Source organism: Sanguibacter inulinus (assembly GCF_013415325.1).
GTDB classification, from domain to species: domain Bacteria; phylum Actinomycetota; class Actinomycetes; order Actinomycetales; family Cellulomonadaceae; genus Sanguibacter; species Sanguibacter inulinus.
Genome location: NZ_JACBYE010000055.1, coordinates 1 through 23866 on the forward strand (window position 1 = coordinate 1; position 23866 = coordinate 23866).

22 protein-coding genes are annotated in these 23866 nt (G+C 71.5%); 5 read left to right on the forward strand and 17 right to left on the reverse strand.

Annotated features, from left to right (window positions below):
* From HZZ10_RS16360 to HZZ10_RS16370, 3 genes are all read right to left on the reverse strand, one after another.
* Window positions 1–344: hypothetical protein (locus tag HZZ10_RS16360; RefSeq protein WP_218928889.1), on the reverse strand; the 344-nt coding region annotated here is incomplete at its 3' end.
* A gap of 297 nt (window positions 345–641) precedes the next feature.
* Window positions 642–1172: a hypothetical protein gene (locus tag HZZ10_RS16365; RefSeq protein WP_179914320.1), complete on the reverse strand. Its 531-nt coding sequence runs from the start codon at window positions 1170–1172 to the stop codon at window positions 642–644.
* 326 nt (window positions 1173–1498) lie between these two features.
* Window positions 1499–1912, reverse strand: coding sequence for a MerR family transcriptional regulator (locus HZZ10_RS16370; RefSeq protein ID WP_228087715.1), 414 nt, complete (start codon window positions 1910–1912; stop codon window positions 1499–1501).
* 236 nt (window positions 1913–2148) lie between these two features.
* Here HZZ10_RS16370 and HZZ10_RS16375 point away from each other — a divergent pair, with 236 nt between their 5' ends.
* Together HZZ10_RS16375 and HZZ10_RS16380 are read left to right on the forward strand one after the other, a co-directional pair.
* Window positions 2149–3678, forward strand: a complete 1530-nt coding sequence (locus HZZ10_RS16375; RefSeq protein ID WP_373367342.1) for a SulP family inorganic anion transporter — start codon at window positions 2149–2151, stop codon at window positions 3676–3678.
* Window positions 3679–3774: 96 nt separating this feature from the next.
* Window positions 3775–4632 carry an SDR family oxidoreductase gene (locus tag HZZ10_RS16380; protein WP_179914322.1) on the forward strand — a complete coding sequence of 286 codons (858 nt, stop codon included), beginning with the start codon at window positions 3775–3777 and terminating at the stop codon, window positions 4630–4632.
* Window positions 4633–4705: 73 nt separating this feature from the next.
* Here the strand turns inward: HZZ10_RS16380 and HZZ10_RS16385 are convergent, their stop codons facing one another.
* From HZZ10_RS16385 to HZZ10_RS16420, 8 genes are all read right to left on the reverse strand, one after another.
* On the reverse strand, window positions 4706–5347 hold the full coding sequence (locus HZZ10_RS16385) for an MBL fold metallo-hydrolase (protein ID WP_179914323.1): 642 nt from the start codon (window positions 5345–5347) through the stop codon (window positions 4706–4708).
* A 110-nt stretch (window positions 5348–5457) separates the two neighbouring features.
* A complete protein-coding gene (locus HZZ10_RS16390) occupies window positions 5458–6879 on the reverse strand; it encodes a D-arabinono-1,4-lactone oxidase (protein ID WP_179914324.1) in 1422 nt (473 codons plus the stop codon).
* A complete protein-coding gene (locus HZZ10_RS16395; RefSeq protein ID WP_179914325.1) occupies window positions 6873–8018 on the reverse strand; it encodes a hypothetical protein in 1146 nt (381 codons plus the stop codon). The genes HZZ10_RS16390 and HZZ10_RS16395 overlap by 7 nt, the downstream gene beginning before the upstream one ends.
* A complete protein-coding gene (locus tag HZZ10_RS16400; protein WP_056127139.1) occupies window positions 8011–9030 on the reverse strand; it encodes a vWA domain-containing protein in 1020 nt (339 codons plus the stop codon). The genes HZZ10_RS16395 and HZZ10_RS16400 overlap by 8 nt, the downstream gene beginning before the upstream one ends.
* Window positions 9027–10157, reverse strand: coding sequence for a VWA domain-containing protein (locus HZZ10_RS16405; RefSeq protein ID WP_179914326.1), 1131 nt, complete (start codon window positions 10155–10157; stop codon window positions 9027–9029). Before HZZ10_RS16405 ends, HZZ10_RS16400 begins: the two co-directional genes overlap by 4 nt.
* The gene (locus tag HZZ10_RS16410; RefSeq protein WP_056127143.1) at window positions 10151–10633 is read right to left on the reverse strand and encodes a hypothetical protein; all 483 of its coding nucleotides are present in this window, start codon (window positions 10631–10633) and stop codon (window positions 10151–10153) included. The genes HZZ10_RS16405 and HZZ10_RS16410 overlap by 7 nt, the downstream gene beginning before the upstream one ends.
* Entirely contained in the window at window positions 10620–11519 is a 900-nt protein-coding gene (locus tag HZZ10_RS16415) for a DUF58 domain-containing protein (protein ID WP_056127145.1), read from the reverse strand. The genes HZZ10_RS16410 and HZZ10_RS16415 overlap by 14 nt, the downstream gene beginning before the upstream one ends.
* Window positions 11520–11527: 8 nt before the next feature.
* On the reverse strand, window positions 11528–12526 hold the full coding sequence (locus tag HZZ10_RS16420) for an AAA family ATPase (RefSeq protein WP_179914327.1): 999 nt from the start codon (window positions 12524–12526) through the stop codon (window positions 11528–11530).
* A gap of 195 nt (window positions 12527–12721) precedes the next feature.
* Here HZZ10_RS16420 and HZZ10_RS16425 point away from each other — a divergent pair, with 195 nt between their 5' ends.
* Entirely contained in the window at window positions 12722–14848 is a 2127-nt protein-coding gene (locus HZZ10_RS16425) for a bifunctional copper resistance protein CopD/cytochrome c oxidase assembly protein (RefSeq protein ID WP_179914328.1), read from the forward strand.
* A gap of 13 nt (window positions 14849–14861) precedes the next feature.
* Here HZZ10_RS16425 and HZZ10_RS16430 read toward each other — a convergent pair whose 3' ends face one another.
* Both HZZ10_RS16430 and HZZ10_RS19905 read right to left on the reverse strand, forming a co-directional pair.
* The gene (locus HZZ10_RS16430) at window positions 14862–15737 is read right to left on the reverse strand and encodes an aminoglycoside phosphotransferase family protein (protein WP_179914329.1); all 876 of its coding nucleotides are present in this window, start codon (window positions 15735–15737) and stop codon (window positions 14862–14864) included.
* Window positions 15734–17464 carry a sensor histidine kinase gene (locus HZZ10_RS19905; RefSeq protein ID WP_179914330.1) on the reverse strand — a complete coding sequence of 577 codons (1731 nt, stop codon included), beginning with the start codon at window positions 17462–17464 and terminating at the stop codon, window positions 15734–15736. Before HZZ10_RS19905 ends, HZZ10_RS16430 begins: the two co-directional genes overlap by 4 nt.
* 141 nt (window positions 17465–17605) lie before the next feature.
* On the opposite strand from HZZ10_RS19905, the gene HZZ10_RS16440 reads away from it, so the two are divergent.
* Window positions 17606–19696 carry a S9 family peptidase gene (locus tag HZZ10_RS16440; RefSeq protein ID WP_179914331.1) on the forward strand — a complete coding sequence of 697 codons (2091 nt, stop codon included), beginning with the start codon at window positions 17606–17608 and terminating at the stop codon, window positions 19694–19696.
* A gap of 125 nt (window positions 19697–19821) precedes the next feature.
* Here HZZ10_RS16440 and HZZ10_RS16445 read toward each other — a convergent pair whose 3' ends face one another.
* The 4 genes from HZZ10_RS16445 to HZZ10_RS16460 form a co-directional block, all read right to left on the reverse strand.
* Complete coding sequence (locus HZZ10_RS16445; protein ID WP_179914332.1) at window positions 19822–20889, reverse strand: hypothetical protein; 1068 nt, start codon at window positions 20887–20889, stop codon at window positions 19822–19824.
* A complete protein-coding gene (locus tag HZZ10_RS16450) occupies window positions 20886–21557 on the reverse strand; it encodes an ATP-binding cassette domain-containing protein (RefSeq protein ID WP_179914333.1) in 672 nt (223 codons plus the stop codon). Before HZZ10_RS16450 ends, HZZ10_RS16445 begins: the two co-directional genes overlap by 4 nt.
* Window positions 21557–22603 carry a peptidoglycan-binding domain-containing protein gene (locus HZZ10_RS20105; RefSeq protein WP_179914334.1) on the reverse strand — a complete coding sequence of 349 codons (1047 nt, stop codon included), beginning with the start codon at window positions 22601–22603 and terminating at the stop codon, window positions 21557–21559. The genes HZZ10_RS16450 and HZZ10_RS20105 overlap by 1 nt, the downstream gene beginning before the upstream one ends.
* Window positions 22604–22686: 83 nt before the next feature.
* A complete protein-coding gene (locus HZZ10_RS16460) occupies window positions 22687–23352 on the reverse strand; it encodes a hypothetical protein (protein WP_179914335.1) in 666 nt (221 codons plus the stop codon).
* A gap of 230 nt (window positions 23353–23582) precedes the next feature.
* Between HZZ10_RS16460 and HZZ10_RS16465 the strand changes: the two genes are divergently transcribed.
* Window positions 23583–23866, forward strand: a 284-nt coding sequence (locus HZZ10_RS16465; RefSeq protein ID WP_179914336.1) for a response regulator, incomplete at its 3' end; no start/stop codon positions are given.

Here is a 23866-nt window from a genome sequence, read left to right on the forward strand (position 1 = left end):
GGTGGGGTCTGCGGCGCTGGGGCCGGTGCGGCAGGGGCGACGACACCCTGCACGACTCCCGTCACCACGTCGGTCACCGGTGCGGTGATACCTCCGACGGCTCCGGCGAGCGCGTCTCCGAGATCGCCGACCCCGGCCCCGAGGTCTACGACTCCCTGCACGAGGAGGCCCTGGGCGGGGCCCGCCGAGGGCGTCGTCTCGTCGGCCTGGGCTGAGGTGGAGAGGGCGACGGCAAGACCACCGGCGACGGTCAGGGCCCCGAGGCTCGTGAGACCGCGACCGAGCCAGCGTCTGGCGCCAGCACCCGGTGCGTGCGTGGCGCCCCGGGGTTCCGTGGCAGCCATGGTCGTCTCCAGCGATGGGTCCGGAGGGACGACTCTCCCCCCGGAGTGATCAGCCCACGCTACGACGGGTCTGGGATGTGTGCCACGTCACAAGGGTGCAGGTGCTCGGAGGGCAAGCCACGCGCGAGGGTGGTGAGAGGGACGAGGCGGACGGCTCGGGCGCCTGGCGCGGCGCGATGGGGCAGGTCAGCGACCGGGGGCGGGTGGCCGCCGACCGGGTGGCGCGCCGGTACGTGGTGCGACCGCGGTAAGGGTCTCTGGCCAGATTTTCACCCGCTGGCCGGGTGGTCGTGGAGGCTACAGCGGGCCGAACTCGCGGGTCTCGTACGGTGCGTCCCACGTCCGGGACAGCTGGTCGAGGCTGGCGTACAGATCAGGGTCGCGCAGGACCGCGGCCCGGAAGTCACGGACGGCGTGCTGGACGAACCAGGCCGGGACGGCGAAGACGCACAAGGCCTGGGCGATGATCAGTGCGTGGAGGGCGAGCGCTGCTGCCACGTCAGCGGCGCCCTCCTGGAACGACGACGAGGTCAGAGGCAGCGCGATCGCGGAGAGTACCGCGCCCATCATCAGGCCGGCGCCGACACCCGACGAGACCGTCCCCGCCCCGCGGTAGGCGGCCGGCGAGTCGGACGGCACACCGCGCACCGTGCGACCGCGGAGCGTCGCGATGCCGCAGATCCCGAGGACTGCAGCGGCGAGCAGCAGCCACGGTGCCGGACCACGGGTCTCTGTCAGGACTGCCAGGATCGACCCGGCGACCAGGACGCCGGACGTCCCCAGGCAGACGGCGGCGAGACCGCGCATCATCCCGTAGCTCGACGCCATGGATCGCAGGACGGTGTCGGACGCACCGGGACTGGTGGGTCCTGGAGGGACGGCGAGCCACGCGTCGAGCGGCAACCGCCGGGCCGCGCTCGCAATCGGGTAGGCCCCTCGAGGTCGACCCGGGCCCAGAGGGTCCTTCTGGGGTCTGCGCTGCATGCTGTTCTCTCTCTGAGCGTGCGGTCGTAGGAGTGGCTGAGGTCGTGACAGTCGGACAGCTCGGTCGTCTGCGGACAGCGTGCGCCCCTCGCTGAGGACGGCTGCGTGCTGCGCTGCCGCCCGCCTACCTGCTGCGCAGCGGTCCGCCTACGTGCTGGGCTGCGGTCCGCCTACGTGCTGCGCAGCAGCGCGATGAACTCGTCGGCCATGTCGAGCTTGCGGGCGAGCTCTGCGCGGCGTTCCTGGGCTGACTCGACGTAGGCGTCGAGCCGCGCGCGCAGCGAGCCGTGGGTGTCTGCGGCGTTGTAGCCACTGCTGGCGCTGTCGGCACCGTCGGCACTGCCTGTGCTTCCTGCGCTGGCGCGGAGCTGGTCGACGACCTCCAGCAGGTCAGCCATCTCGTCGAGGCTGAAGCCGAGAGGCTTCATGCGGCGGATGACGAGGAGGCGTGCAAGGTCGTCGTCGGTGTAGAGGCGGAAGCCGCCCTCCGAACGACCCGACGGCTTGAGCAGACCGGTCTCGTCGTAGTGCCGCAGGGTGCGCAGCGACATGCCGGTGCGCTCTGCGAGGGCGCCGATGTGCATCGTCGGCGTCGGCGTCGGCGTCGCCGTCCTCGCCGAGCCCTGCTCGTGCGCCGCGTCGTGTGCCTCGGGGGCGGTCATCAGTCGTCGTCTCCTTGCCGTCGCCCTCGCCGGGCGCCTGACGACTCTACCCTGACGTTAGGGTAGAGTCTCGTCGGTCGGTCGTCTGCCGACCACCCATCTTCCCTCGCTCGCCGCCCGCTTCGTGCCCGCGCGCCCAGCACCCCGTGAGGACCTCAGTGCCAGATCTTCCTCAGCACCCCACCGCGCCCCGGCCTGCCGCGCCGCCCGAGGCCGACGCCGCGCACTCCGTCCGTGCCGCGCTGCGCTCGCCGCGCCGCCTGCGCACCGAGGTCCTCGGCGGGCTCGTCGTCGCGCTCGCGCTCATCCCCGAGGCCATCTCCTTCTCGATCATCGCGGGCGTGGACCCGCGGCTCGGGCTCTTCGCCTCCTTCACCATGGCCGTCTCGATCGCCTTCCTCGGCGGGCGCCCCGCGATGATCTCCGCGGCGACGGGCGCCGTGGCCCTCGTCATCGCCCCCGTGGCCCGGGAGCACGGGGTCGACTACCTCGTCGCGACGGTCATCCTCGCCGGGGTCGTCCAGGTGCTCTTCGCGGTCCTCGGCGTCGCCCGGCTCATGCGCTTCATCCCACGCTCGGTCATGGTCGGCTTTGTCAACGCGCTCGCGATCCTCATCGTCATCGCGCAGGTGCCGCACCTCGTGGACGTCCCGCTGCTCGTCTACCCGCTCGTGCTCGCCGCGATCGCGATCCTGGTGCTGCTGCCCAGGCTGACGACGGCCGTCCCCGCGCCGCTCGTCACCATCGTGCTGCTGACCGCCGCGACGGTCGTCTTCGCCGTCCACGTCCCGACAGTCGGCGACGAGGGCGCGCTGCCCGACTCGCTGCCGACCCTCTTCCTGCCCGACGTCCCGCTGACACTCGAGACCCTGCGGATCATCGCGCCCTACGCGCTCGGGATGGCCGTCGTCGGGCTCCTCGAGTCCCTCATGACCGCCAAGCTTGTCGACGAGGTCACCGACACCCACTCGGACAAGACTCGCGAGGCATGGGGCCAGGGCGCCGCGAACGTCATCACCGGGTTCTTCGGCGGCATCGGCGGCTGCGCGATGATCGGCCAGACCATGATCAACGTGAAGGCCTCCGGGGCACGCACCCGCATCTCGACCTTCCTCGCCGGGGTGTTCCTGCTCGCGCTCGTGGTCGGCCTCGGCGACGTGGTCGCCGTGATCCCGATGGCCGCCCTCGTCGCCGTCATGGTGATGGTCTCTGTCGGCACCTTCGACTGGCACTCCGTACGGCCCTCGACGCTGCGGCGCATGCCCAAGAGCGAGACCGCCGTCATGGTCGTCACCGTCGCGGTGGTCGTGGCCACGCACAACCTCGCCATCGGGGTGGTCACCGGGGTCCTCGTCGCGACGCTGCTCTTCGCCCGCCGGGTCGCGCACCTGACCGACGTCGTCGTCTCGGACGACCCGTCGGGTGCCCGCGTGTACACGGTCACCGGGGCGCTGTTCTTCGCGTCGTCCAACGACCTCGTGTCCAGGTTCGACTACGCCCGCGACCCGTCGGAGGTGGTCGTCGACCTCTCCGGCGCGCAGGTGTGGGACGCGTCGACGGTCGCGACCCTTGACGCGATCACCACCCGCTACGCCCGCCGCGGCACGACCGTGACGATCCGCGGGCTCGACGACGTCTCGGCAGCCCGGCACGCGCGGCTCACGGGGACGCTCGGCGGCGAGGGCTGAGCTGCGGCGGTGCGCGCGCAGACGACGGTGACCACCCACGCCCGCGTCCACACAGGCCGCCGTGCGAGGCTCCGGGCCTGCGCCTAGCGTTGAAGCATGAGCGACGAGACCACACCCACGACCACAGACCTCCGGTGGCCCGGGGCCACCTCGGCCCTCGACCCCACCCCCGACCACGGCGAGACGTCCTACGTCGGTCACGGCCGGCTGAAGGGCAAGCGAGCCCTCATCACCGGCGGTGACTCCGGCATCGGCCGCGCCGTCGCCATCGCCTACGCCCGCGAGGGCGCGGACGTGGCGATCGGCCACTTGCCCGAAGAGCGTGACGACGCCGCACAGACCATCGCGCTGGTCGAGGCCGAAGGTGTCCGCGGCCTGGCCGTCGAGGTCGACGTCCGCACCCCCGCCGCCAACGACGCACTCGTGCAGCAGGTCGTCCGCGAGCTCGGCGGGATCGACCTGCTCGTGGCCAACGCCGCGTACCAGATGGCCCAGCCCGGCGGGCTCGAGGACTACTCGCCCGAGCAGGTCCGCCGCGTCTACGAGACGAACGTCTTCGGGACGCTGTGGCTGATCCAGGCGGCCAGGCCGCACCTGGAGAGCGGTGCGTCGATCATCGTCACCACCTCCATCCAGGCGTACCAGCCCTCGGAGGCGCTCCTCGACTACGCCTCGACCAAGGCCGCGCTCAACAACCTTGTGGTCAACCTCGCGGGCGACCTCGGGCCTGAGGGCATCCGCGTCAACGCCGTGGCACCAGGACCGATCTGGACGCCGCTGATCCCCTCGACCATGCCCGAGGAGAAGGTCAAGAGCTTCGGCCAGGACACCCCGCTCGGCCGCATGGGCCAGCCGGGCGAGCTCGCCGGGGCGTACGTGTTCCTCGCCTCGCCCGACGCGAGCTACGTGTCCGGCACGGTCATCGGCGTGACCGGTGGGAAGCCTGTGTTCTGAGCAAGAGCTCTTCGGTCGAGGTGCTCGACCACAGACGACCCGCGCGGGTGCTCCCCGCGCGGGTCGACTGCTGCTACGGCAGCCTGACCGTCTCGCCCGAGGCGAGCACCAGGTGCTGCGCCCCGGTACCAGGGCCACCGGCGCCGAGCATCCGGTTGACCAGGCCGAGACCGCGGTCGTTGAGCGCACCGTCGTGGACCGAGACGGTCCGGACGGGGCTCACCGCCCGCACCCAGTCGATGATCTCCTGCAGCTTGGACCACGGCGCGTGGGCCGGGGTCAGCAGCGTCTCGACCGGGCGTCCGGGCATGGTGAAGGCGTCGCCCGGGTGGAAGACCGTGCTGTCGACCACGAAGCCGACGTTCTGCATGCGCGGGACGTCGGGGTGGATCACCGCGTGCCACTCGCCGACAGCGGTGACGTCGAAGCCGGCCGCGGTGAACGTGTCCCCGTCGGCGACGGCTGTGACCCGACCGTCCCGGTCGCCGAGGACTTCTGCGACTGCAGCCGTCGTCCACACCCGCAGCCCGGGGTTCTGAGCCCACGCGGCGTCGAGAGCCTCGACGCTCAGGTGGTCGGGGTGCTCGTGCGTCACGAGCACGGCCTCCGCGTCGCCGATCACGCCGTCCTCGGTGAAGGCCCCTGGGTCGATGACGAGCCTGCGCCCGTCCTTGCTGAGCACCACGCAGGCGTGGCCGTACTTCGTCAGATCCATGCCAGCCACGCTACGTCGCGGGCTGGGGCTCGGCACGCTGTGCCAGGTGCGGCTGGCTGCCGGGTCCGGATGCCCCGGCGCCCGGGTACGTGCCGAGAACCCGTAGCCGTCTAGCCGAGCACCCGGTCCAGGTAGTCGTTGCGCAGCACACCCTCGGGGTCGAGACGGGCCGCGAGGGCACGGAGCTCGGGCAGCCGCGGGTACAGCTCGGCCAGGCGCGCCGCGTCTGTCGTGAAGAGCTTGCCCCAGTGCGGGCGGGCGTCGAAGGGCGCGAGCGCGGCCTCGATCACCGGGAGCAGCGCCTCGACCTCGGGCTGCCTCTGGAGCCACGTGAAGTGGATGCCGACGGAGTCCTGCGCGCCGCTCGGGCTGAGCCAGAAGCCGTCGGCCGCCATCGTGCGGATCTCGGTCACCTGGAGCAGCGGCACGATCTGCTCGCGCAGGGCACGCACCGCCGCGACGGCTGCCACGGCGTGCTCGCGCGGGACGATGTACTCGCTCTGGAGCTCGTCACCGTTGCTCGGCGTGAAGTCCATCTTGAAGTGGGCCAGACGCTCGTGCGCGGGACCGGCCACACCGAGCTGCTCGGTGCAGCTCTCGGCCGAGATCCCCGGCAGCGGGTGGAGCGGGACGGGGGAGCGGCGGGCTCCGTGGAAGTCTTCGCCGAGGGCCAGTGCGCCCCCGGGACGGGTCTCGATCTCGTCGACGCGGCTCTTGAGCCACACCTGGTCCATCGCGTCGTCGCGCCACGTGGTGAAGACGCTCACCGAGTACGCGGCGCCGAGCACAGCGCCCGCGTCACGCTCGAAGGCCTCCCACGGGAGGTCGACGAACACGTCCTGGCGGACGTCGAAGGTCGGCTCGACCGCGAGGGTCACGCGGGTGACGACGCCGAGCGCACCGAGGTGCACCACGGCTGCGTCGAAGGGCAGGGGGGCGCTGTCGGTGTCGGCATCGAGCTCAGCGGCTCCGGCCGAGCCTGCGGCTGCGGCTGCGGCCGATCCTGCGTCCCCGGAGGTCTCCGCAGCGCCGTCGCCTCGCCGGACCGTCAGGACCTCGCCCGTCGCGGTGACGATCTCGAGGGCCACGACGGCCCCGCCGAGGCCCTGGTTGGTCACGCCCGAGCCGTGGGTCGCGGTCGCGATCGCCCCGGCGACGCTGATGTGCGGCAGGGACGCGAGGTTGGGTACCGCGTAGCCGTGCGCGTAGAGCGCCGTCGCGAGGTCGCCGTAGCGGGCACCGCCCGAGACCGTCACCGTGGTCGCCCCGTGGGCGTCTGTGTCGACGGTCAGCGTGCTCGCGTCGACGGGCTCGAAGCTCTCGAGGCTCAGGTGCGTCCCCGTCGTGTCCGCGATGTCGTTGAAGCAGTGCCTCGACCCGACGGCCCGCACGGGGCCGCCGGCTGTGACGGCCTCGCGCACCTCCTCGAGGGTCGTCGGCCGGAGCAGCCGGGCTGCCCTGTACTCGAGGTTCCCCGCCCAGTTGGAGCGGATGGTCGTCGGTGTGCTCACGTCATCGGTCACGCTCACCATTGTGGCGTACCTCCGTCGAAGGGCTCGCCGTCGTCCGTGTATCCCTCCTGCTGCTGCTTGTCGAGCTCGGCGTCCTTCGCGCGCTCCTGGAGCTCTTCCTGGCGCTCCTGCTCGGCGGGGTCCGGCGGGGGCGGCTCGCCCTCCTCGCCCTCCGGGGGCGGGTCGCTCTGGTCGTCCTCACCGCCACCACCCTCCGGGGGCGGCGGGTTCTCGAGGGCCTCGCGCTTCTCGCGAGCCTCGGTCTCCCGGCCCGTCGCACGCTCGCGCGACTCGTCGACGTCGGGGCACCCGCCCTCGATCCGCACGGCGTTGGCCGTCCTGTACAGCTCCTCGGCCTCGAGGTACGTGGCGATCGCGTCGAGACGGAAGGGCTCGGGGTCGGGGGCGGCCGACCCGTCGGTCGGACCGTCAGGACCGAGGGCGTCGAGCGCCTCCTGCTCTTCCTTCATCTCCTCCACGAGCGCGTCGGCATCGGTGTGCTTGCCCTCGGCGCGCGTCTCGTGCAGGACGGCGAGGTTGGTCCGCACCAGGCAGGCCGGCAGCTCGCGCAGCTCGGCGTCCGAGTACGGGGTGAGGTCCTCGGGCATCGCAGGGACCTCGGACAGCGCCTGGTCGAGGAGGGTCTCGGCAGGGTCGAGGTCTCCGGCGGCCAGCAGCGAGGTGCCCTCGTTGAAGGACACCTTCCACTGCTCGGCCACGTCCCACGTCTGCAGGCGGTGGTAGTCCGCGGCAGCCTCCACGTAGCCCTGCTCGTCGAAGCTGTCCTTCGCGCCGTTGGCGATGACCGGGACGGACAGCGCCTTGCCGACGACCACGAGCGCCACGACCATCAGCGGCGACGACCACAGCAGCAGGTTCCGGCGTCGGCGCAGCCTGGCACGGCGTGCCTGCAGGCTCGCGTCGGCAGCCTCGCGGGCGGCACGCTCGGCGGCCTGGTGCGCGAGGTGGTCGCGGGCCGTCGCGGCCTCGGCCGCAGACGTCGCGGCGCCACCGGTTCCCTGGGCCTTGGCGGCACCCCCGCGCGCAGACCGCCTGGAGGCGTGCGTGGGGAGGTCGGGCTCCGTCTTCGTGCGCTTGATGCCTGTGGCAGGCCAGTCGGGGTGCTGGGGTGCCTGCTCGGGTCCTGTGCTCTCAGCCATGCGTCAGCCCCACCTTTCGTCCGATACGCCGTCCAGACCCCCACACCTCGAGGCCGAGCAGCAGGGTGAGCACGACCGCGAAGGGCCACAGCAGGGGCTGGTAGGACGTCACGGCCCGGCGCCCGTCGGTCGCGATGACGTCGGGGTCGATCCCGGCGGTCACCTCGGTCGTGGGGCCTGGAGCCGTGCGGTGCAGGTACGGGACGCCCAGCTCGTCGGCGACAGCCTGGAGCTCGGCCGGGTCGAGCCTCGAGACGCCCGGGGAGCCTGTCGCGTAGTCGACGATGTAGTCGCCCTCTTCGATGTCGCCGTCCCCCGAGAAGTCGAGGGAGCGCATCTGGCCGCCCTCCTCGGTGCCGTAGCCGAAGACGGCGCCGCCGTCGACGAGCGGGGCGAGGTCGGCGTACGAGGCGCGCTGACCTTTGGCGGTGTTCTCGCCGTCGCTGAGGAAGAACACCAGCCGCACGTTCGCAGGCCGCTGCTCGACCGAGCCCTGGAGTGCGCGGCCGAGCTCGTCGAGCGGGCGGTCCACGAGGGACCCGCGCGACCTGTACGTGAGCTCCCGGTCGGTCGTCTCGGTCCAGGACCTCACCGCCCGGGTGTCGGTCGTGAGCGGCAGCTGACGGGTCGCCTGGGAGTCGAAGGAGATGATCGAGTAGCGGGCGCCGGGGATCTCGTCGACGACGCTGAGGATGTCGGCCTTCGCGCCGTCGAGGCGCTTGGCCTGGCCGTCGTAGTCCTCGGCGGCCATCGACCCTGTGCGGTCCACGACGAAGAACACGTCGACGGCCGCGGCCGCGGAGTCTGTCGAGGTGCGCGGGACGCTCGGGCCGAGGCCCATGACGCCGACCACGAGCACGAGGAAGAACCTCACGGTCCACGAGGCGGCCTGGGCGCGGCCCGTCGACGACCCGGCACGCAGACCGCGCACGGCGAGGACAGCCGTGACCACGAGCAGCGGCAGGACCACGACGAGGAGGACGGCGACGGGCAGGAGCGGGTGCAGGCTCATTCGCGCAACCTCCACTGGACGAGGACGAGCAGGGTCACACCGACGAGCGCGACCCAGAGCCACGGCCCGGCCTTGTCCGCCTGCGAGATCTCGGGGGCGGCGTCGAGGTCGACGGCCTGCTGGGACTGGACGTCGGCGACCATCGCCTCGACGGCGCGCGGGTCGTCGCTGAAGAAGTACATCCCGCCGGCGCCCTCGAGGGCCTCTCCGTACTCCTTGGCACGAGGGCTGTCCGCGGACTCGCCCTCGGCCGCCCCGTACAGGCCGTTGACCGTCACGTCACGCGAGTTTGCGAGGTCCACGGCCTGCTGGAGGGTGTAGATCGGGGTGCCGAGCAGGTCGTTGTCCGTGGCCAGGATGATCGACCTGGACCGCTCGGAGTCCTCCTGGTCGAACTGCAGCGAGCAGTTCGCGAGGCCGTCGCCGATGAGCGAGGAGCCCTCCATGCTGCCCAGGGTCCCCGCGGTCAGCCGCAGGTACCTGTCGACGAGCTCCATGTCGTCGGACTCGAGCAGCCGCGGGTCGAGGGCTGCCTTGGCCTCTTCGAGCTGCTCCCGGACGAGCGTGTAGTCGTCGGTCAGCGGGAAGACGGTCCGCGACGTCGAGTTGAAGATCGACAGGGCGATCCGCTCACCCTCGAAGCTGTCGACCAGCTCGGAGAACACGTCGACCACCTGCTGGTCGTACTCGATCATCGAGCCGGACACGTCGAGGCACAGCACGATGTCGCGGGTGGCGAGCTTGCCCTGGCTCGTCGTGATGTCGACGGGCCGCGCCGCGAGGAACCCTGCGGCGACCGCCGCGACGAGGACCGCGCCCACGCCGGCCCACTGGAGCGCCCTGTAGCGGCGCACCCACGAGGTCATCTGCGGGATGTGCTCCACGTAGCCGGAGTTCGCGACCCAGACGGCCTCTTCGTCCTTGACCGGGTGGGGACGGTGCGTGAGGTACCACGCGACCACGCCGACCACCACGACGACGGCGACCACGACCGGGACCACCCAGGGCCACACGATCGACGAGGTGACCGACTCTGCGGCGAGGTCCTGGGGCGCGGCGACCAGCCCTGCGGCCGCCTGCGCCGCGGCGACCAGCCCGTCTGCGAGCATGCCCTCTGCACTCACCACGTCGTGATCACCGTCCTCGCTCCGTCGATGCTCTCCACGCCCGTGGCCGTCGTGGCCTCGGAGAACGCGGGCTGGTAGTAGTACGCGATGAGGGTCGCCAGGCTCCCAGCACCCGTGAGCCGCTCGATGTCCGTCAGGGTCATGACCGTCGTGTCGACACCCCGCCGCTTCCCGGCGAAGCCGCGCACGATCGTGCTCAGGCGCAGGTGCAGCTCACGGACGTCGATCTCCCCGGCGTGGAAGGCGCGGCTCGCCTCGTCCACCTGCGAGAGGTACGTGGTCCGCAGGTCGCGGAAGGGGTCGGCGCCGGGGGACAGGACCGTGCTCGGGTCCTGCGGCTGCGGGGCCGGCGGGCGGTGCCGGGTGAGCACGAGCACCACGATCACCCAGGCTGCGAGGAGGGCGATGACGAGCACACCGGTGATCGCCCACCACGGGCTGAAGGCCTGGGGCCCGACGAGGTCATCGATCGGCACGCTTCTGCCTCCCCAGCAGGTCGATGAGCTGGACGACCGCATGGTCGGAGCCCGTAGCGGTCATCCCGTGGATCTGCTGGCGGCGCAGCAGCTCGGCGACCATGTCGCGCCGCGCCCGCACCACCTGCTCGCCCGAGGCCTGGAGCGCGCGACGGCGCTGCAGGAAAGGGGGCAGCTGGAGGTCGGCGTCGACGTCGCGGACAGGCTTGCTCGTCGCGCCTCCGGTGAGGGTGAGGGCCGAGGCGTCGGCCACCGCGAGCACCATCACCTCGTGGCGCACCCGCAGCTGGCGGAGCAGCTGCTCGTGGCCAGGCTCGGGCCGCGCCTCGTCGGTGATGACGAGCATGAGCGACCGACGCTGGAAGGCGTTCATCGCCCGTTCGAGCGGCCTGTTGAGGTCGCTCGCCGGGGCGTCCACGTCGTAGGCACCCGCGAGGACGTGCAGCATGAGCTCGAGCTCTTGGGTGCTCGAGCGCGGCGGCCGCTGGACCAGCCGCTCCGCGTCGCCCGCGACGAGCGCGACCCTGTCCCCGCGGTCGCGCGCCAGGTACGCCACGAGAGACGCCATGAACACGGCGACCTCGGACTTCTCCTCGCCGCCGGCAGCGAGGGCCGCCATGTTGCGGCCGGTGTCCGCGACGATCACCAGGTTGAGGTTGGACTGCCGCGCGAAGCGCCGGATCACCGGGATGCCCGCGCGGGCGCTCGACTTCCAGTCGATGTCGCCGACGTCGTCGCCCGGTGTGTAGAGCGAGAGGTCGTCGAAGTCCTGCCCGTGCCCCTTGAGGATCGAGCGGTGGCGTCCCTCGAGCAGCCCCGACGCACGGCGTGCGAGCGGGAGGTCGAGCCTCGCCCTGACCTGCGCGAGCCGTGAGGTGGAGTCCATGAGAGGGCCTACGGGGTCGGGACTGCGTCGAAGATCGCGTCGATGAGCTGCTCCGGCTGCACGTTGTTCGCGAGGGCGTCGAAGGTGCGGACCAGACGGTGGCGCAGGACAGCGTGCCGGGTCGCCTTGACGTCGTCCGGGATGACAAAGCTGCGGCCCGACTGGATGGCGAGCGCCTGCGCGACACGCATGAGCGCGATGCTGCCGCGGGGGCTCGCACCGACCCGCACGTGGGCCGCGAGCCCGGGGACCGGGCGCGGCCCGCCGCAGCGGCTCGTGTTGATCACGTCGACGATGTAGCGCTTGATCGAGGTGTCGACGTACACGTCGTCGACGAGGCCCTGCAAGAACCTCACGTCGTCGAGGGAGACGGGCTCGGCGGTGATCGGCGCGCTCTGACGGCCCGACGCGACCCGCTCGAGGATCTCGACCTCGTGCGAGGCCGCCGGGTAGGTGAGGACCTCCTTGACGAGGAACCTGTCCATCTGCGCCTCGGGGAGGATGTAGGTGCCCTCCTCCTCGATCGGGTTCTGCGTCGCGAGCACCATGAAGGGGTCGGGCAGCTTGTACTCGACGCCGCCGATCGAGGTCTGGCGCTCCTGCATCGCCTCGAGCATCGCGGACTGGGTCTTCGCGCTCGACCGGTTGATCTCGTCGAGCAGCACGAGGTTCGCGTGGACGGGCCCGAGCTGGGTGGTGAAGGAGCCCTCGCCGTAGTTGTAGATCTGCGTGCCGACGATGTCGTTCGGCATGAGGTCCGGCGTGCACTGGATGCGGTGGAAGCTGCCGCCGACCGACGCCGCGAGGGTCTCGGCCGCCGTCGTCTTCGCCAGGCCCGGCACAGACTCGAGCAAGATGTGCCCGCCCGTGATGAGCGTGCTGACGAGCGCCGTGCGCAGCGACTCCTGCCCGACGACCTTCTGGTCGAAGACCGTCGCGACCCTGTGCAGCAGGGTCGAGGCCTTGTCGAGGTCAGCGGGGGTGATGCCGCCTTCACCTGCACTCATGGGGTGACGCCTTTCGTCGGGAGCGGCCTTCAGTATGCCAGCGGGAGGTGCTCTGGGCGGGTCCGCGCGATGGACCGCGCTCCCCATGCTCAGGTACCCATAGGAGCCGCGCGAACCCTGTGCAGGAGCGTCCTCGTCCACAGCACCGGCTCCCGCCGGTCCGCCGCTCTCAGCCGCCCGAACTACCCTGGAGACGTGACCGCAGGACAGCAGGACCGCACCCGGGCGCAGCGCCCCTCCACCCACCGCCCGACCTCCTCGCGCGGTGCGCAGACGCCTGCCCCGGTGGTTCCCGCAGCCCCCAGGTCGCTGACCTGGACCCTTCCCCTCGCCGTGCTGGTCGCGATCGTCGCCCTCGCCCTCGGCGGGGTGTTCTCCGCAGCCTTCGCCTCACAGCTCCTGCAGGACCCCGGGCCCGTCGTCCGGTGGGGCCTGCCGCTCACCACGGTCCTCACCGAGCTGTCGCTCGCCGTGACCCTCGGGTCCCTGATGCTCGCGGTCTTCGTCGTGCGACCCGGCCGCCCGCTCGACACCGCACTGAGCACGGCCGGAGCCGCAGCAGGCGTGTGGGCGGTCTGCGCCCTCGCCCGCGTGGTGCTCACAGGTGCCAACACCGTGGGCCTGACCCTCTCCGCCGAGGGCTTCGGCGAACAGCTCGGCGTGTACCTCACGCAGATCCCCTCGGGGCGGGCGCTGCTCGCGATCGCGCTCATCGTGGCGGTCGTCGCCGTCCTCGCGCTGCTCGTCACCACACCGACAGGCGCTGCCTGGACGCTCGTGCTCGCCCTCGTGCCGCTCGTCATCCAGTCGCTCATGGGGCACGCCTCAGGCTCGACCAGCCACGAGCTGGCCGTGTCCTCGATGTTCATGCACCTCGTCGGGGCCGGTCTGTGGATCGGCATGCTCGCCTCGATCGCGCTGCTGCGGGTGCGCCGGGCCCTCGACGGCGAGGCGCTCGCGGTCACCGTCTCGAGGTTCTCGCCGGTCGCGTCCTGGTGCTTCGTGCTCGTCGCCCTCTCCGGCCTCGTCAACGCCGCGGTGCGGCTCGGCGGTGTCTCCGGGCTGAGCACCGACTACGGGGTGCTGGTCCTGACCAAGACCGCCCTGTTCCTGGTGCTCGGCGGTCTCGGGTGGGCGCACAGGCAGTGGGTCGTCGGGCGCCTCGGTGCCGTCACGGCCGTCGGCGCGACGGCGACGACGGCCGCCCGTGCGGCCGACACCACCCCCGCCTCGCCGAAGACCACCGGTCTCTTCTGGCGCCTGGCCTGCGCCGAGCTGCTCGTCATGGGCGCCGTGAGCGGTGTCGCCGTGGCTCTCGGTGGCACGAACCCGCCCGACGACAACGCCCCGCCGACCGACCCCAGCCCCGCCTACCTCATCACCGGGCACGAGCTCCCGCCCGAGCCCACGGTCGCGCGCTGGTTCACCGAGTGGCGCTGGGACGTGCTGCTCGGTTTCGCGTGCGTCGCCGGGCTGGTCGTCTACCTGCGCTGGGTCCTGCGGCTGCGCAAGCGCGGCGACGCGTGGTCGGTCTGGCGCACCCTGTCGTGGGTGGTCGGCATGCTCGTCATGTTCTGGGTGACCAACGGCGGGCCCGTCGTCTACGGCGCGGTCCTGTTCAGCGCCCACATGCTCCAGCACATGGTCCTGGCGATGGTCGTGCCGATCTTCTTGGTCAGCGCCGCGCCCATGACGCTCGCGCTGCGCGCGCTGCCGGCCCGCAAGGACGGCACCCGGGGACCCCGCGAGTGGCTGCTGATCATCATCCACTCGCACTACGGACGGTTCTTCGCGCACCCGATCGTCGCCGCGCTGAACTTCGCAGGGTCGATGGTGATCTTCTACTACACCCCGGCCTTCGAGTACGCGCTCTCGACGCACATCGGGCACATCCTCATGACCGTGCACTTCACGATGGCCGGGTACTTCTTCGCCAACGCACTCATCGGCATCGACCCTGGGCCCTCGCGCCCGCCGCACGCGCAGCGGCTCCTGCTGCTGCTGGCGACCATGGCCTTCCACGCCTTCTTCGGCGTGACGCTCATGAGCGGCGAGATCCTCATGGTGCCCGAGTGGTTCGGCCTCATGGGGCGCCCGTGGGGCGAGAGCGCGATCGCCGACCAGCAGACGGGCGGTGGCATCGCCTGGGGTGTCGGCGAGATCCCGACGGTCCTGCTCGCGGTCTTCGTCGCGCTGTCGTGGTCGCGTGACGACGACCGTGTCGCCAAGCGCCGCGACCGCAAGGTCGACCGCGACGGCGACGTCGAGATGGACGAGTACAACCAGATGCTTGCCAAGCTCGCGGACCGCGACGGGCGCTGACGGGGATGGTGGCTCACCGCGCCGGGCGCTGACCGTCTCGGAGCAGCTGCTCGGCGGTGCGACCGACCGTGAGGACCGCCGTGGCGCTCGGGCTCGGCCCGTCAGGCCCGGTCCCCTCGCTCGTGTGCCAGACGTACGACAGCCCCGTCCACGCGACCACCCAGCGCAGCAGACGGTCGCGGTCCAGGTCGGCCGCAGCGGAGATCACCTCGACCTGACGCTCGAGCCGCCCGGGGCTCACCGCGACCTCGGGCGTGGGGTTGCAGACGATGTTGGCGTAGTCGAAGCCGCGCTCGCCGACGAGTCCCTTGGGGTCGATCACGCGCCACTGTGCGGACTGCACGGTGCCGGTGTCCAGGACGTTGCCGTGGTGCAGGTCGCCGTGCAGGACGGTCTCGTCCCACGGGTCGGCAAGCAGCTCCCGGGCGGTCACCGCGCTGCGGTGGAGGAAGCCCCGGAGGGTGCCCTCGACCGCCAGCAGGTCGCGGAACCATCGGTCGAGCGGGACGACACCCGGTGGGCGGTCCGGCTCGGCCGCGTCGACGGCGTGCAGGGTTCGGGCCAGCTCGCACAGCACCTCGGTCGCGTGCTGGTCTTCGTGCTCCCACCCGGCGGTCCCGAGACCTGTCGCCACGGGGATCGCGAGCGACCTCGGGCCGACGGCGCGCTCGAGCAGCACGGCGGTGTCGTCGTGCTCGAGGACGCGCACAGCGCCCCGGCCCGCCCACCAGGCCATGACCCCGCCGCCCCGACGCTCCTCGTCGACGTGGGCGACCTTGAGCATCGCGCGCTCGTCGCCGCGGCGGACAGGCATGAGCACGCTCGACGGGGTGTCGACGGGCCGCCCGTCCTGGACCAGACCCCACAGGTCGAGATACGTGGCCGTCATCCTGCCTGCGAAGGACCGGCCTGCGGGGGAGCTGTGAGCGGGAGCCGCACCTCGAAGGTGCTGCCTTGTCCGAGCGAGGAGTCGACGACGATCGTCCCGCCGTGCCCCTCCACGATCGCCTTGCAGATCACCAGCCCGAGCCCGACACCCGGGATCGCAGCCCTGCGCGCCGACTCCGCACGGAAGAACTTCGCGAAGAGCGACCTCACGTCGCTCTCGCTCATGCCGATCCCGGTGTCCCGGACCCGCAGCGACGTGTGGTCGCTGTGGGCGGTCACGTCGATCTCGACGGTCCCACCACGCGGGGTGTACTTCAGGGCGTTCGAGAACAGGTTGTCCAGGACCTGGGTGATCCGTGCCCTGTCGAGCAGCTGCTCGGGCGTGGGTCGGACGTCGACGCGCAGCGCGACCCCGCGGGCCCGCGCCCTGTCGGCCACACCGTCGACCGACTGCTGGGTGATCTCGTCGAGCCGGCCGGCCGTCATGCGCAGCGCGAGGGTGCCCGAGGCGTGCTGGGCCGTGGTGAGCAGGTCGGAGACGAGGGCGAGCAGCCGCGAGGCGTTGCGAGCCACCACCTCGATCTGCCCGTGGACCTCGTCGGGCAGGTCGTACTCCCCGTCTTCGTGCCCCTCCTCGATGAGCTCCAGGTACCCGATGATCGAGGTCAGCGGCGTGCGGAGCTCGTGGGAGACGGTCGAGACGAAGTCGTCCTTGACCTGCATGGCCGACACCAGGTCGGTGATGTCGGTGTTGGCGACCACGGCACCCCAGACCTCTCCGGCCCCGTCGAAGATCGCCTGCGAGGTGGCGAGCAGCGCCCGCTGCGTCGACCTCTCGTGACCGAACCACAAGAAGGCCGCGGTGACCATCTCGCCCTCGCGCGCCAGGGCTGAGGGCATCCGCTCGGGCGGGACCAGGGTGGTGCGGTCCGAGTCGTAGACGGCCCAGGTGCCGTCCGGCGTCTGGGGGCGGGCGAGCTCCATGAGCTCTTGCTGCCTGCGGTTCGTGATGAGCACACCACCCTCGGCGTCGACGACCAGCACGCCTGTGTCGATGGTGTTGAGGACGGTCTCGAGCAGCAGCGAGGTCGTCTGGCTCGAACGGAGCGTCTGGGTCAGCCGGGCGCGCTCCTGCTCGAGCAGCTCTTCCTGCCTGTAGCGGTACTCGGTGAGCAGGGCCGCGACCCCCGCGACCGCCCCGACGATGAAGGGCAGCACGAAGGTGTGCAACCAGAAGCTCAGGTCGAGCGCCGCCCCGTCGACCACGTCCGGCACGACCACCACGGCGAGGGTCGCGAGCACCGCGGCGGCGACCCCGGGCCACAGGCGTTCGAAGGCCAGCCAGAGCGAGGGGAACAGGACGAGCACCTCGAGGACGGAGTACTGCAGGCCCGGGGCGAAGGACAGCAGCGCGACGACCACGAAGTCCGCCCCCGCGACCAGCGCCAGCCCGAGGGTCGTGTCAGGCAGCCACGGCGAGAAGGCAGTGGCGCTCGCGACTGCCGCGAGGACCAGCCCGGCGACGAAGGTGCCGCTGACGAAGAGGTCGCGGTCGAAGGCGAAGACCAGCGCGGCGACCACCACGACTGCTACGGCGAACCCCGACTGGTACGCAGCCGTCGTCCGGCGGCGGTCGACGCCGACTGCGGTGTCGAGACGCGCCGCGAGCACCGAGAGGCGCGGCGCAGACGCTGTCTGCGCGTCGTCGTGCGTGCTGCCAACCGTCACGCTGCCCCCTGGTGAGCGCTTGGCGAGCCCCTGGTGAGGTTCTGTCCTCGGAGTGTAGGACGTGACAGGCATCCCAGCCAGGTGTGACGCGGGCGACACTTCACAGCCCCTCTCGGGCGGCCTCCGTGATAGGAACGACGGGTGACCACACACGACGCTCACCACGCACCGGACCAGCCCGCCCCGTTCACGGACCTCGACCAGTACGTCGCCCTGCCGCGCGTCGGCGGTCTCGTGCTCTCCCACGACGGCACGCGCCTCGTCACCTCGGTGTCGACGCTCTCGACCGACAGCACCGCGTACGCGACAGCGCTCTGGGAGGTCGACCCCAGCGGGCAGCAGCCCGCCCGTCGCCTGACCCGTTCCGCGAAGGGCGAGGGCGGTGCGATCTTCACCCCCTCGGGCGACCTGCTCTTCACCTCCGGACGGCCCGACCCGCAGTCCGACGACGACGCGACGACAGCCCTCTGGCTGCTGCCCGCCACGGGCGGTGAGGCTCGGGTCGTCGCCTCCCGCGCCGGCGGTGTGGGCAGCCCGCTGACCGCGCGCGACGCGTCGACCGTCGTGCTCACCGGAGGTGTCCTGCCGTCGGCCCGCGACGAAGAGCACGACGCCGAGCTGCGCGCCGCCCGCTCGAAGAAGAAGGTGTCGGCGATCCTGCACACCGGGTACCCGGTCCGGCACTGGGACCACGACCTCGGTCCCTCCGACCCGCACCTCTTCGCCGCAGACCTCGCCGAGCTCGACGGCGCTGCCGCTCCCGGGGACCCGCGGCTCTCGCTCCGCGACCTCACCCACGACGTCAAGACCGCGCTGCGCGAGACCTCCGCGGTGCTCTCGCCCGACGGCACGACTGTCGTCACCACCATCAACGTCCCCGAGCCGCGCGGCGCCGAGCGGACTGTCCTCGCCGCCGTCGACGTCGCCACGGGCAGCCGCCGCATCCTCGTCGACGACGGAGCCTCCGAGGCGCACGGGCCGAAGGTCTCGCCCGACAACCGCACGGTGGCCTTCGTCCAGCAGAGCCGCAGCTCCGGGCACGAGGCGCCGCGAATCACGCTCGCCCTCGTCGACCTCGCCGGGGGCGACGTCCGCCCGCTCGCGACGGGGTGGGACCGCTGGCCGGGGTCGGTCACCTGGCTGCCCGACGGCAGCGGGCTGCTCGTCACAGCCGACTCCGACGGCCGCGGCCCGGTGTTCCACGTGACCCTCGACGGGACCGTCACCCAGGTCACCGCCGACGACGCGACCTTCACCGACGTCCAGGTGTCCCCGGACGGCCAGACCGTCTACGCGCTGCGCGTCAGCTACCTCGAGCCGTCGACCCCCGTGTCGATCGACCTCGCTGCGGCCCGCTCGAGCGGTGCACCCGTCACCTCCGTGACGCTCCAGGGCCCGACGACGGCCCCGGCGCTCCCCGGGACGCTCACCGAGGTCGAGACGACCGTCGACGACGGCTCGCGCGTCCGGGCCTTCCTCGCGCTGCCCGAGGGCGCCGGGCCCGACAGCCCCGCACCTCTCGTCCTGTGGATCCACGGCGGCCCGCTCAACTCGTGGAACGCGTGGAGCTGGCGCTGGAACCCGTGGATCCTCGTGGCCCAGGGCTACGCGGTCCTGCTGCCCGACCCCGCGCTGTCGACGGGTTATGGGCAGGACTTCATCCAGCGCGGGTGGGGTGCTTGGGGCGCCGCGCCGTACACGGACCTCATGGCGATCACCGATGTCGCCGAGGCCCGCGACGACATCGACGAGACCCGCACGGCCGCGATGGGCGGGTCCTTCGGCGGGTACATGGCCAACTGGGTCGCCGGGCACACCGACAGGTTCAAGGCGATCGTCACGCACGCGAGCCTGTGGGCCCTCGACCAGTTCGGCCCGACGACAGACCACTCCTTCTACTGGGAGCGGGAGATGACCGAAGAGATGGCGCGCGAGAACTCCCCGCACCTCTCGGTCGACAAGATCGTCACGCCCATGCTCGTCGTCCACGGCGACAAGGACTACCGCGTGCCCATCGGCGAGGGTCTGCGCCTCTGGTACGAGCTCCTCGCGAAGTCGGGGCTGCCCGCCGACGAGAACGGCGAGTCCGAGCACAGGTTCCTGTACTTCCCCGACGAGAACCACTGGGTGCTCACGCCCCAGAACGCCATCGTCTGGTACGAGGTCGTGCTGGCCTTCCTCGCCGAGAAGGTGCTGGGCGAGCAGCGGGAGCTGCCGTCGACGCTGGGGTGAGGGTGGCTCTCGCTGGATGACCACGACTGCGCGAGAGGCAGGCCAGATCTCTCCGGACAGGTGCTCGACCACGGCGGGGCTGTCGCAGACGCGGCAGCCCCGCCGTCCTCGCGCGGGAGGTCGGGTCACCGGTCCTTGAAGTACCTGAAGAGGTGGCTCTCCCTGACGAGGGCGATCGAGGCCGCCGACCCCAGGAGTGCGCTCGCCGCGGCGGCGCAGACCGCTCGGAGCCCGGTCGTTGCGGGCACGAGCCCGCCGTCCACAGACATGCTGCGTGCGGTGAGCAGCAGCGTGACCGCTGCGACCAGAGCGCCGACTCCGCTCCACACGAGAGTCTCGAGAAAGCAGACGGCGGCAGACGCGGCTCTCGACTGCCCGGCGTGCAGTGCCCCGGCGTGCTCGAGGCGGCGCAGACGCACGCTGGTCACGGCGATGAAGAACCCTGCGACGGTACCGACCGGGAGGATGTGCCGCGTGGAGCGGTCGAGGTACTCGGTGTGTCCTTCGAAGCTCGTCCCGAAGTTCCGGTTGACCTGCCCCACCGTCACGGCGCTGTCGGCCGGCGCCCCTGGGGCCGCTGCGAACCGGAGGAGGTCGTCGGTCTCCTCCGAGGTCGGCCAGACCGCCGCCCAGCACTCGTCGAACCTCTCCTGGGTGACGTCGGGGACGAGGACCGCAGAGGCGAGGCGGCTGTCGCGCCCGTCGTCGGGCCAGGCGAAGATCCCGCTGATCGTCAGCGGACCTCGTGCGGTGTCCAGGTTCGTCCCAAGGTCTGCATGCAGGGTCTGGGCCAGAGTCTCGGAGATCCACACGCCCGAGGCCTGCGCGGGGTCGAGACCGAGGACCGCCGCGAACGACGGCGTGACGCTGAACGCTGGCAGGGGTGCTCGAGGGAGTGCAGTGGTGGTGATCGGCGTCGCGCCGGCAAGGGCGCCGGTGGCGCGCACGGTGCTCACGTCGCCCAGCGCCCCGCAGCTCAGCGGATCGACGAGCGCCTCGATGCTGACGGTGCGGATGGCTGCGCCGCTGCCCAGGTACTGCCCGGCCTTCTCCTGGAGGGAACGGACCGTCACGATGTCTGCGACCCCGAGCAGGACCGTCACAGCGACCAGGAGCGTGGACAGGAGGAGGGCTCGTGACGTCCCAGAGCGGAGGTTGCGCCACGCCTCGCTGAGGACGGCAGAGGCTCTCATGACGCAGCGTCTGCGTACGTCGGCATGTCGATCACCCGGGTGCACGCGGCACGGGTGTCCGGGTCGTGCGTGGCGATCACGACGATGGACCCGCTCGCTGCGATGTTGGAGAGTGCAGCGTTGACGGTGTGGGCCGTGCGGGTGTCCAGCTGAGCTGTCGGCTCGTCGACGAGCAGCAGGTCGGGGGCCACGGTGACGGCCCGAGCCAGCATGAGTCGTTGTGCCTCCCCTCCCGAGAGCGCTCTGAACGGTCTGTCGACGACGTCGTCGAGGCCGAAGAGCCTGAGCGTCGCACCCGCGGCAGACTCTGCTTCTCGTCGGGCGTAGCCCCGAGCCAGCAGAGGGAAGGTGACGTGGTCGAGCGCGCTCCGACGCGCCACCCCGTAGGGGTTCTGGAAGACCCACCCCGTCCGGGTGATCCCCGTGCGGATGAGGGTGCCGACGACGGGGGACTCCCAGCCCGCCAGGATCGACAAGAGCGTCGACTTCCCGCAGCCGGAGGGGCCGCAGACCCCGAGGACCTCCCCGGGGCGCAGGTCGAACGACACGTCGGTGAAGAGCATGGACGTCCCCGCGAACCTGTGCCCCAGGGACTCGGCGCTCAGGCGGGCTGTCGTGGCGTCCGGCAGGTCCGCCGGGACGGAGGACGACTGTCGAGAGCCTGCCATCACCGACATCCCGCGGCGGTGATCCCCGGGCCGACGCGCACCGTCGGTGGTGGCGCGGTGTCCCCGACGAGCCCGACCAGGGTCGACCCGAGCGCAGCCCCCAGGACCGTGACCCGGATCGGCGTGTCACCAGACTGGATGCATGCGTCGTCCCCGTCGATCGCGAACAGCGCTGTCGGGGGGACCTTGAGTGCGGAGAACGGCTCGGTCAACGAGAGCGTCGCGACCGGGTGCTGGGGTTCCTCTTCGCCCTGGAGGCCTGCGTAGTCGCTCGTGGAGGCTATCGCCGCGATGAACTCCGGTGCCGTCGCCCGGACAGGATCGGCAAGCCTCGTGCTGTGCCCCCAGAGCGTCAGCGTGCGCTCGCCCGGCGTCAGCGAGACCGGCGCGCTGGCCAGTGTGACGGCGGTGAGCTGCCCGGGGACGGTCCCGCAGGGGTCTCCTGCGGCGAGGGTCGAGCCCAGGGTGGCATCCCACCCGGTCGTGGTGACCGACTCGGCCGGGAGCCAGACGACCCCGGTGAGTGCGAGCGTGCTGTCCGGTCTGCTCAGGCCGACCGACTCTTTCAGCTGCCGGACCGCGCGTGAGGTCCCCGGACCGTAGCTGCCGTCCGGGGTGACGGCATATCCCAGTCTCGCGAGCTCTTCCTGGAGGGACCGGACGTCGCTGCCGCGCATCCCCTGGGAGAGATCGCGGTGCAGCGGGATACCCGTGTGCAGTGCCAGCAGGGGCAGACCGGCGACCTCGAGCGGTGAGGAGCCGGAGGTGATCGTCCCACCCGCGCTCGTGCTCAGCGCCGTGACCACGCCGGAGGCACTGACGGTCAACGGTGTCTCGTCCGACACCGCGAGCGACACCTCGACGCTGCGGCGGTCGTCGAACTCTACGAGCTGTGTGGCGGCCTCGGTGGGTGTCGAGGCTGCGCGGAGAGCCTCGGGCGGCTCGTCTGTGACGAGCAGGGTCGCCGCGAGAGCGCCGCCAGCGACGGCCGTCACGAGAGCGAAGGTGAAGAAGGTCCCGGAACGACGGGGACGGTCTCGTGTCACGAGGTCGTCCGCCCTCGTCTGCAGGCCCCGAGGTAGGCGCGACCGGTCGGCACGCTGATTCCCTTGATCATCACGCCCCCTGGCTACTGCACGGCGATCGAGTAGCCAGCAGAGGACAGGCAGGCGTTGGCGGCGGGGTCTGAGACGTCGAAGCTGGCCTCCGGCGGGATCTCGAGGTCGCGGTCGAGGTCTTCGACCGTGTACGACGCGTCGACGATCCCACCCTCGAGGAGGCAGCTCACGGCGACCGCGCGAGAGTCTGAGAGCAGGTCGGGGTTGACCTGCTGCTGGTTGAACAAGGCCTCGATGAGCATGATGGTGCCTGTGGCGCACCCGGTCGCCTGCTCGGCGTACCTGTCGGCCGCCTCCTGCGAGTCGAGCAGAGGTGGCGTGACCTGGTTGACGCCGCTGGGCAGCTTCGTCCAAGTCTCCGTGTACCCGAGGTCGGAGACGCACTGCTGGTACCTGGTGAAGGCCTCGTCGTAGTCGGCCTGGGGGATCGTCCCGGTCTCGGCGGCCCGCTCGAGGACGTCACGCTCGAACTCCGAGACGGTGTCGCTGTCCAGGTACTGGGCGAACAGCTCGGTCATGCTCCCTGCGAGCACCTCGTCGCCGGTCGACCTGGGCTGCTCGTCCGTCGTGCCTGTGCCCCCGCCCGTCGGGTCATCGCCGCACCCAGCCAGGACCGAGACGGTCAGGGTGAGGGAGGCCAGCATCACGCTGAGTCTCCGGGCTGTCGTGGTCCTCATGTCGTCGTCCTTCCCCTGGTCACCGCCTGCCAGAGGTCCCGGCACGGTCGACGCCACAGGCAGGTCTACCCAACGCCGCGTTAGCCCGGTATGAGATAGTTCCTCACGTGTGCCTCACGGGTGGGGCGCGACGATCGTGCAGGTGCAGGTGCAGGTGCGGGCCGTCCCGGGCAGGGGCGTGACGGCCCTCTGAGACGGTGCGGACGTGCTGCGCCGGAAGGGTGTGGTTCATGACGCGGCTGCTGCTCGTCGAAGACGACCGTGACCTGGCGGACACGCTCACAGACGCGTTGCGCGTGGACGGGTTCCGTGTCGACGCCGTCCATGACGGCGCCCTCGCGCTGCCTGCTGCCCTCGACGGGCCCTACGACGTCGTCATCCTGGACCGAGACCTCCCGGGGATCCACGGCGACGCCGTCTGCCGGGCGTTGGTGGCTCGGCGCGCGACGGTCAAGATCCTCATGCTCACGGCGGCGAGCGGGCTCTACGACCGGGTGGGTGGGCTCGACCTGGG

What these genes read in the sequence shown, in the direction of transcription:
- HZZ10_RS16460 (WP_179914335.1), bottom strand. Translation starts at nt 23,352, where the DNA reads ATGAGGACCACGACAGCCCGGAGACTCAGCGTGATGCTGGCCTCCCTC.
- HZZ10_RS16445 (WP_179914332.1), bottom strand. Translation starts at nt 20,889, where the DNA reads ATGAGAGCCTCTGCCGTCCTCAGCGAGGCGTGGCGCAACCTCCGCTCT.
- HZZ10_RS16370 (WP_228087715.1), bottom strand. Translation starts at nt 1,912, where the DNA reads ATGCACATCGGCGCCCTCGCAGAGCGCACCGGCATGTCGCTGCGCACC.
- HZZ10_RS16365 (WP_179914320.1), bottom strand. Translation starts at nt 1,172, where the DNA reads ATGGCGTCGAGCTACGGGATGATGCGCGGTCTCGCCGCCGTCTGCCTG.
- HZZ10_RS16390 (WP_179914324.1), bottom strand. Translation starts at nt 6,879, where the DNA reads ATGGTGAGCGTGACCGATGACGTGAGCACACCGACGACCATCCGCTCC.
- HZZ10_RS16450 (WP_179914333.1), bottom strand. Translation starts at nt 21,557, where the DNA reads ATGGCAGGCTCTCGACAGTCGTCCTCCGTCCCGGCGGACCTGCCGGAC.
- HZZ10_RS16400 (WP_056127139.1), bottom strand. Translation starts at nt 9,030, where the DNA reads ATGAGCCTGCACCCGCTCCTGCCCGTCGCCGTCCTCCTCGTCGTGGTC.
- HZZ10_RS16420 (WP_179914327.1), bottom strand. Translation starts at nt 12,526, where the DNA reads ATGAGTGCAGGTGAAGGCGGCATCACCCCCGCTGACCTCGACAAGGCC.
- HZZ10_RS16430 (WP_179914329.1), bottom strand. Translation starts at nt 15,737, where the DNA reads ATGACGGCCACGTATCTCGACCTGTGGGGTCTGGTCCAGGACGGGCGG.
- HZZ10_RS16395 (WP_179914325.1), bottom strand. Translation starts at nt 8,018, where the DNA reads ATGGCTGAGAGCACAGGACCCGAGCAGGCACCCCAGCACCCCGACTGG.
- HZZ10_RS16415 (WP_056127145.1), bottom strand. Translation starts at nt 11,519, where the DNA reads ATGGACTCCACCTCACGGCTCGCGCAGGTCAGGGCGAGGCTCGACCTC.
- HZZ10_RS16385 (WP_179914323.1), bottom strand. Translation starts at nt 5,347, where the DNA reads ATGGATCTGACGAAGTACGGCCACGCCTGCGTGGTGCTCAGCAAGGAC.
- HZZ10_RS16380 (WP_179914322.1), top strand. Translation starts at nt 3,775, where the DNA reads ATGAGCGACGAGACCACACCCACGACCACAGACCTCCGGTGGCCCGGG.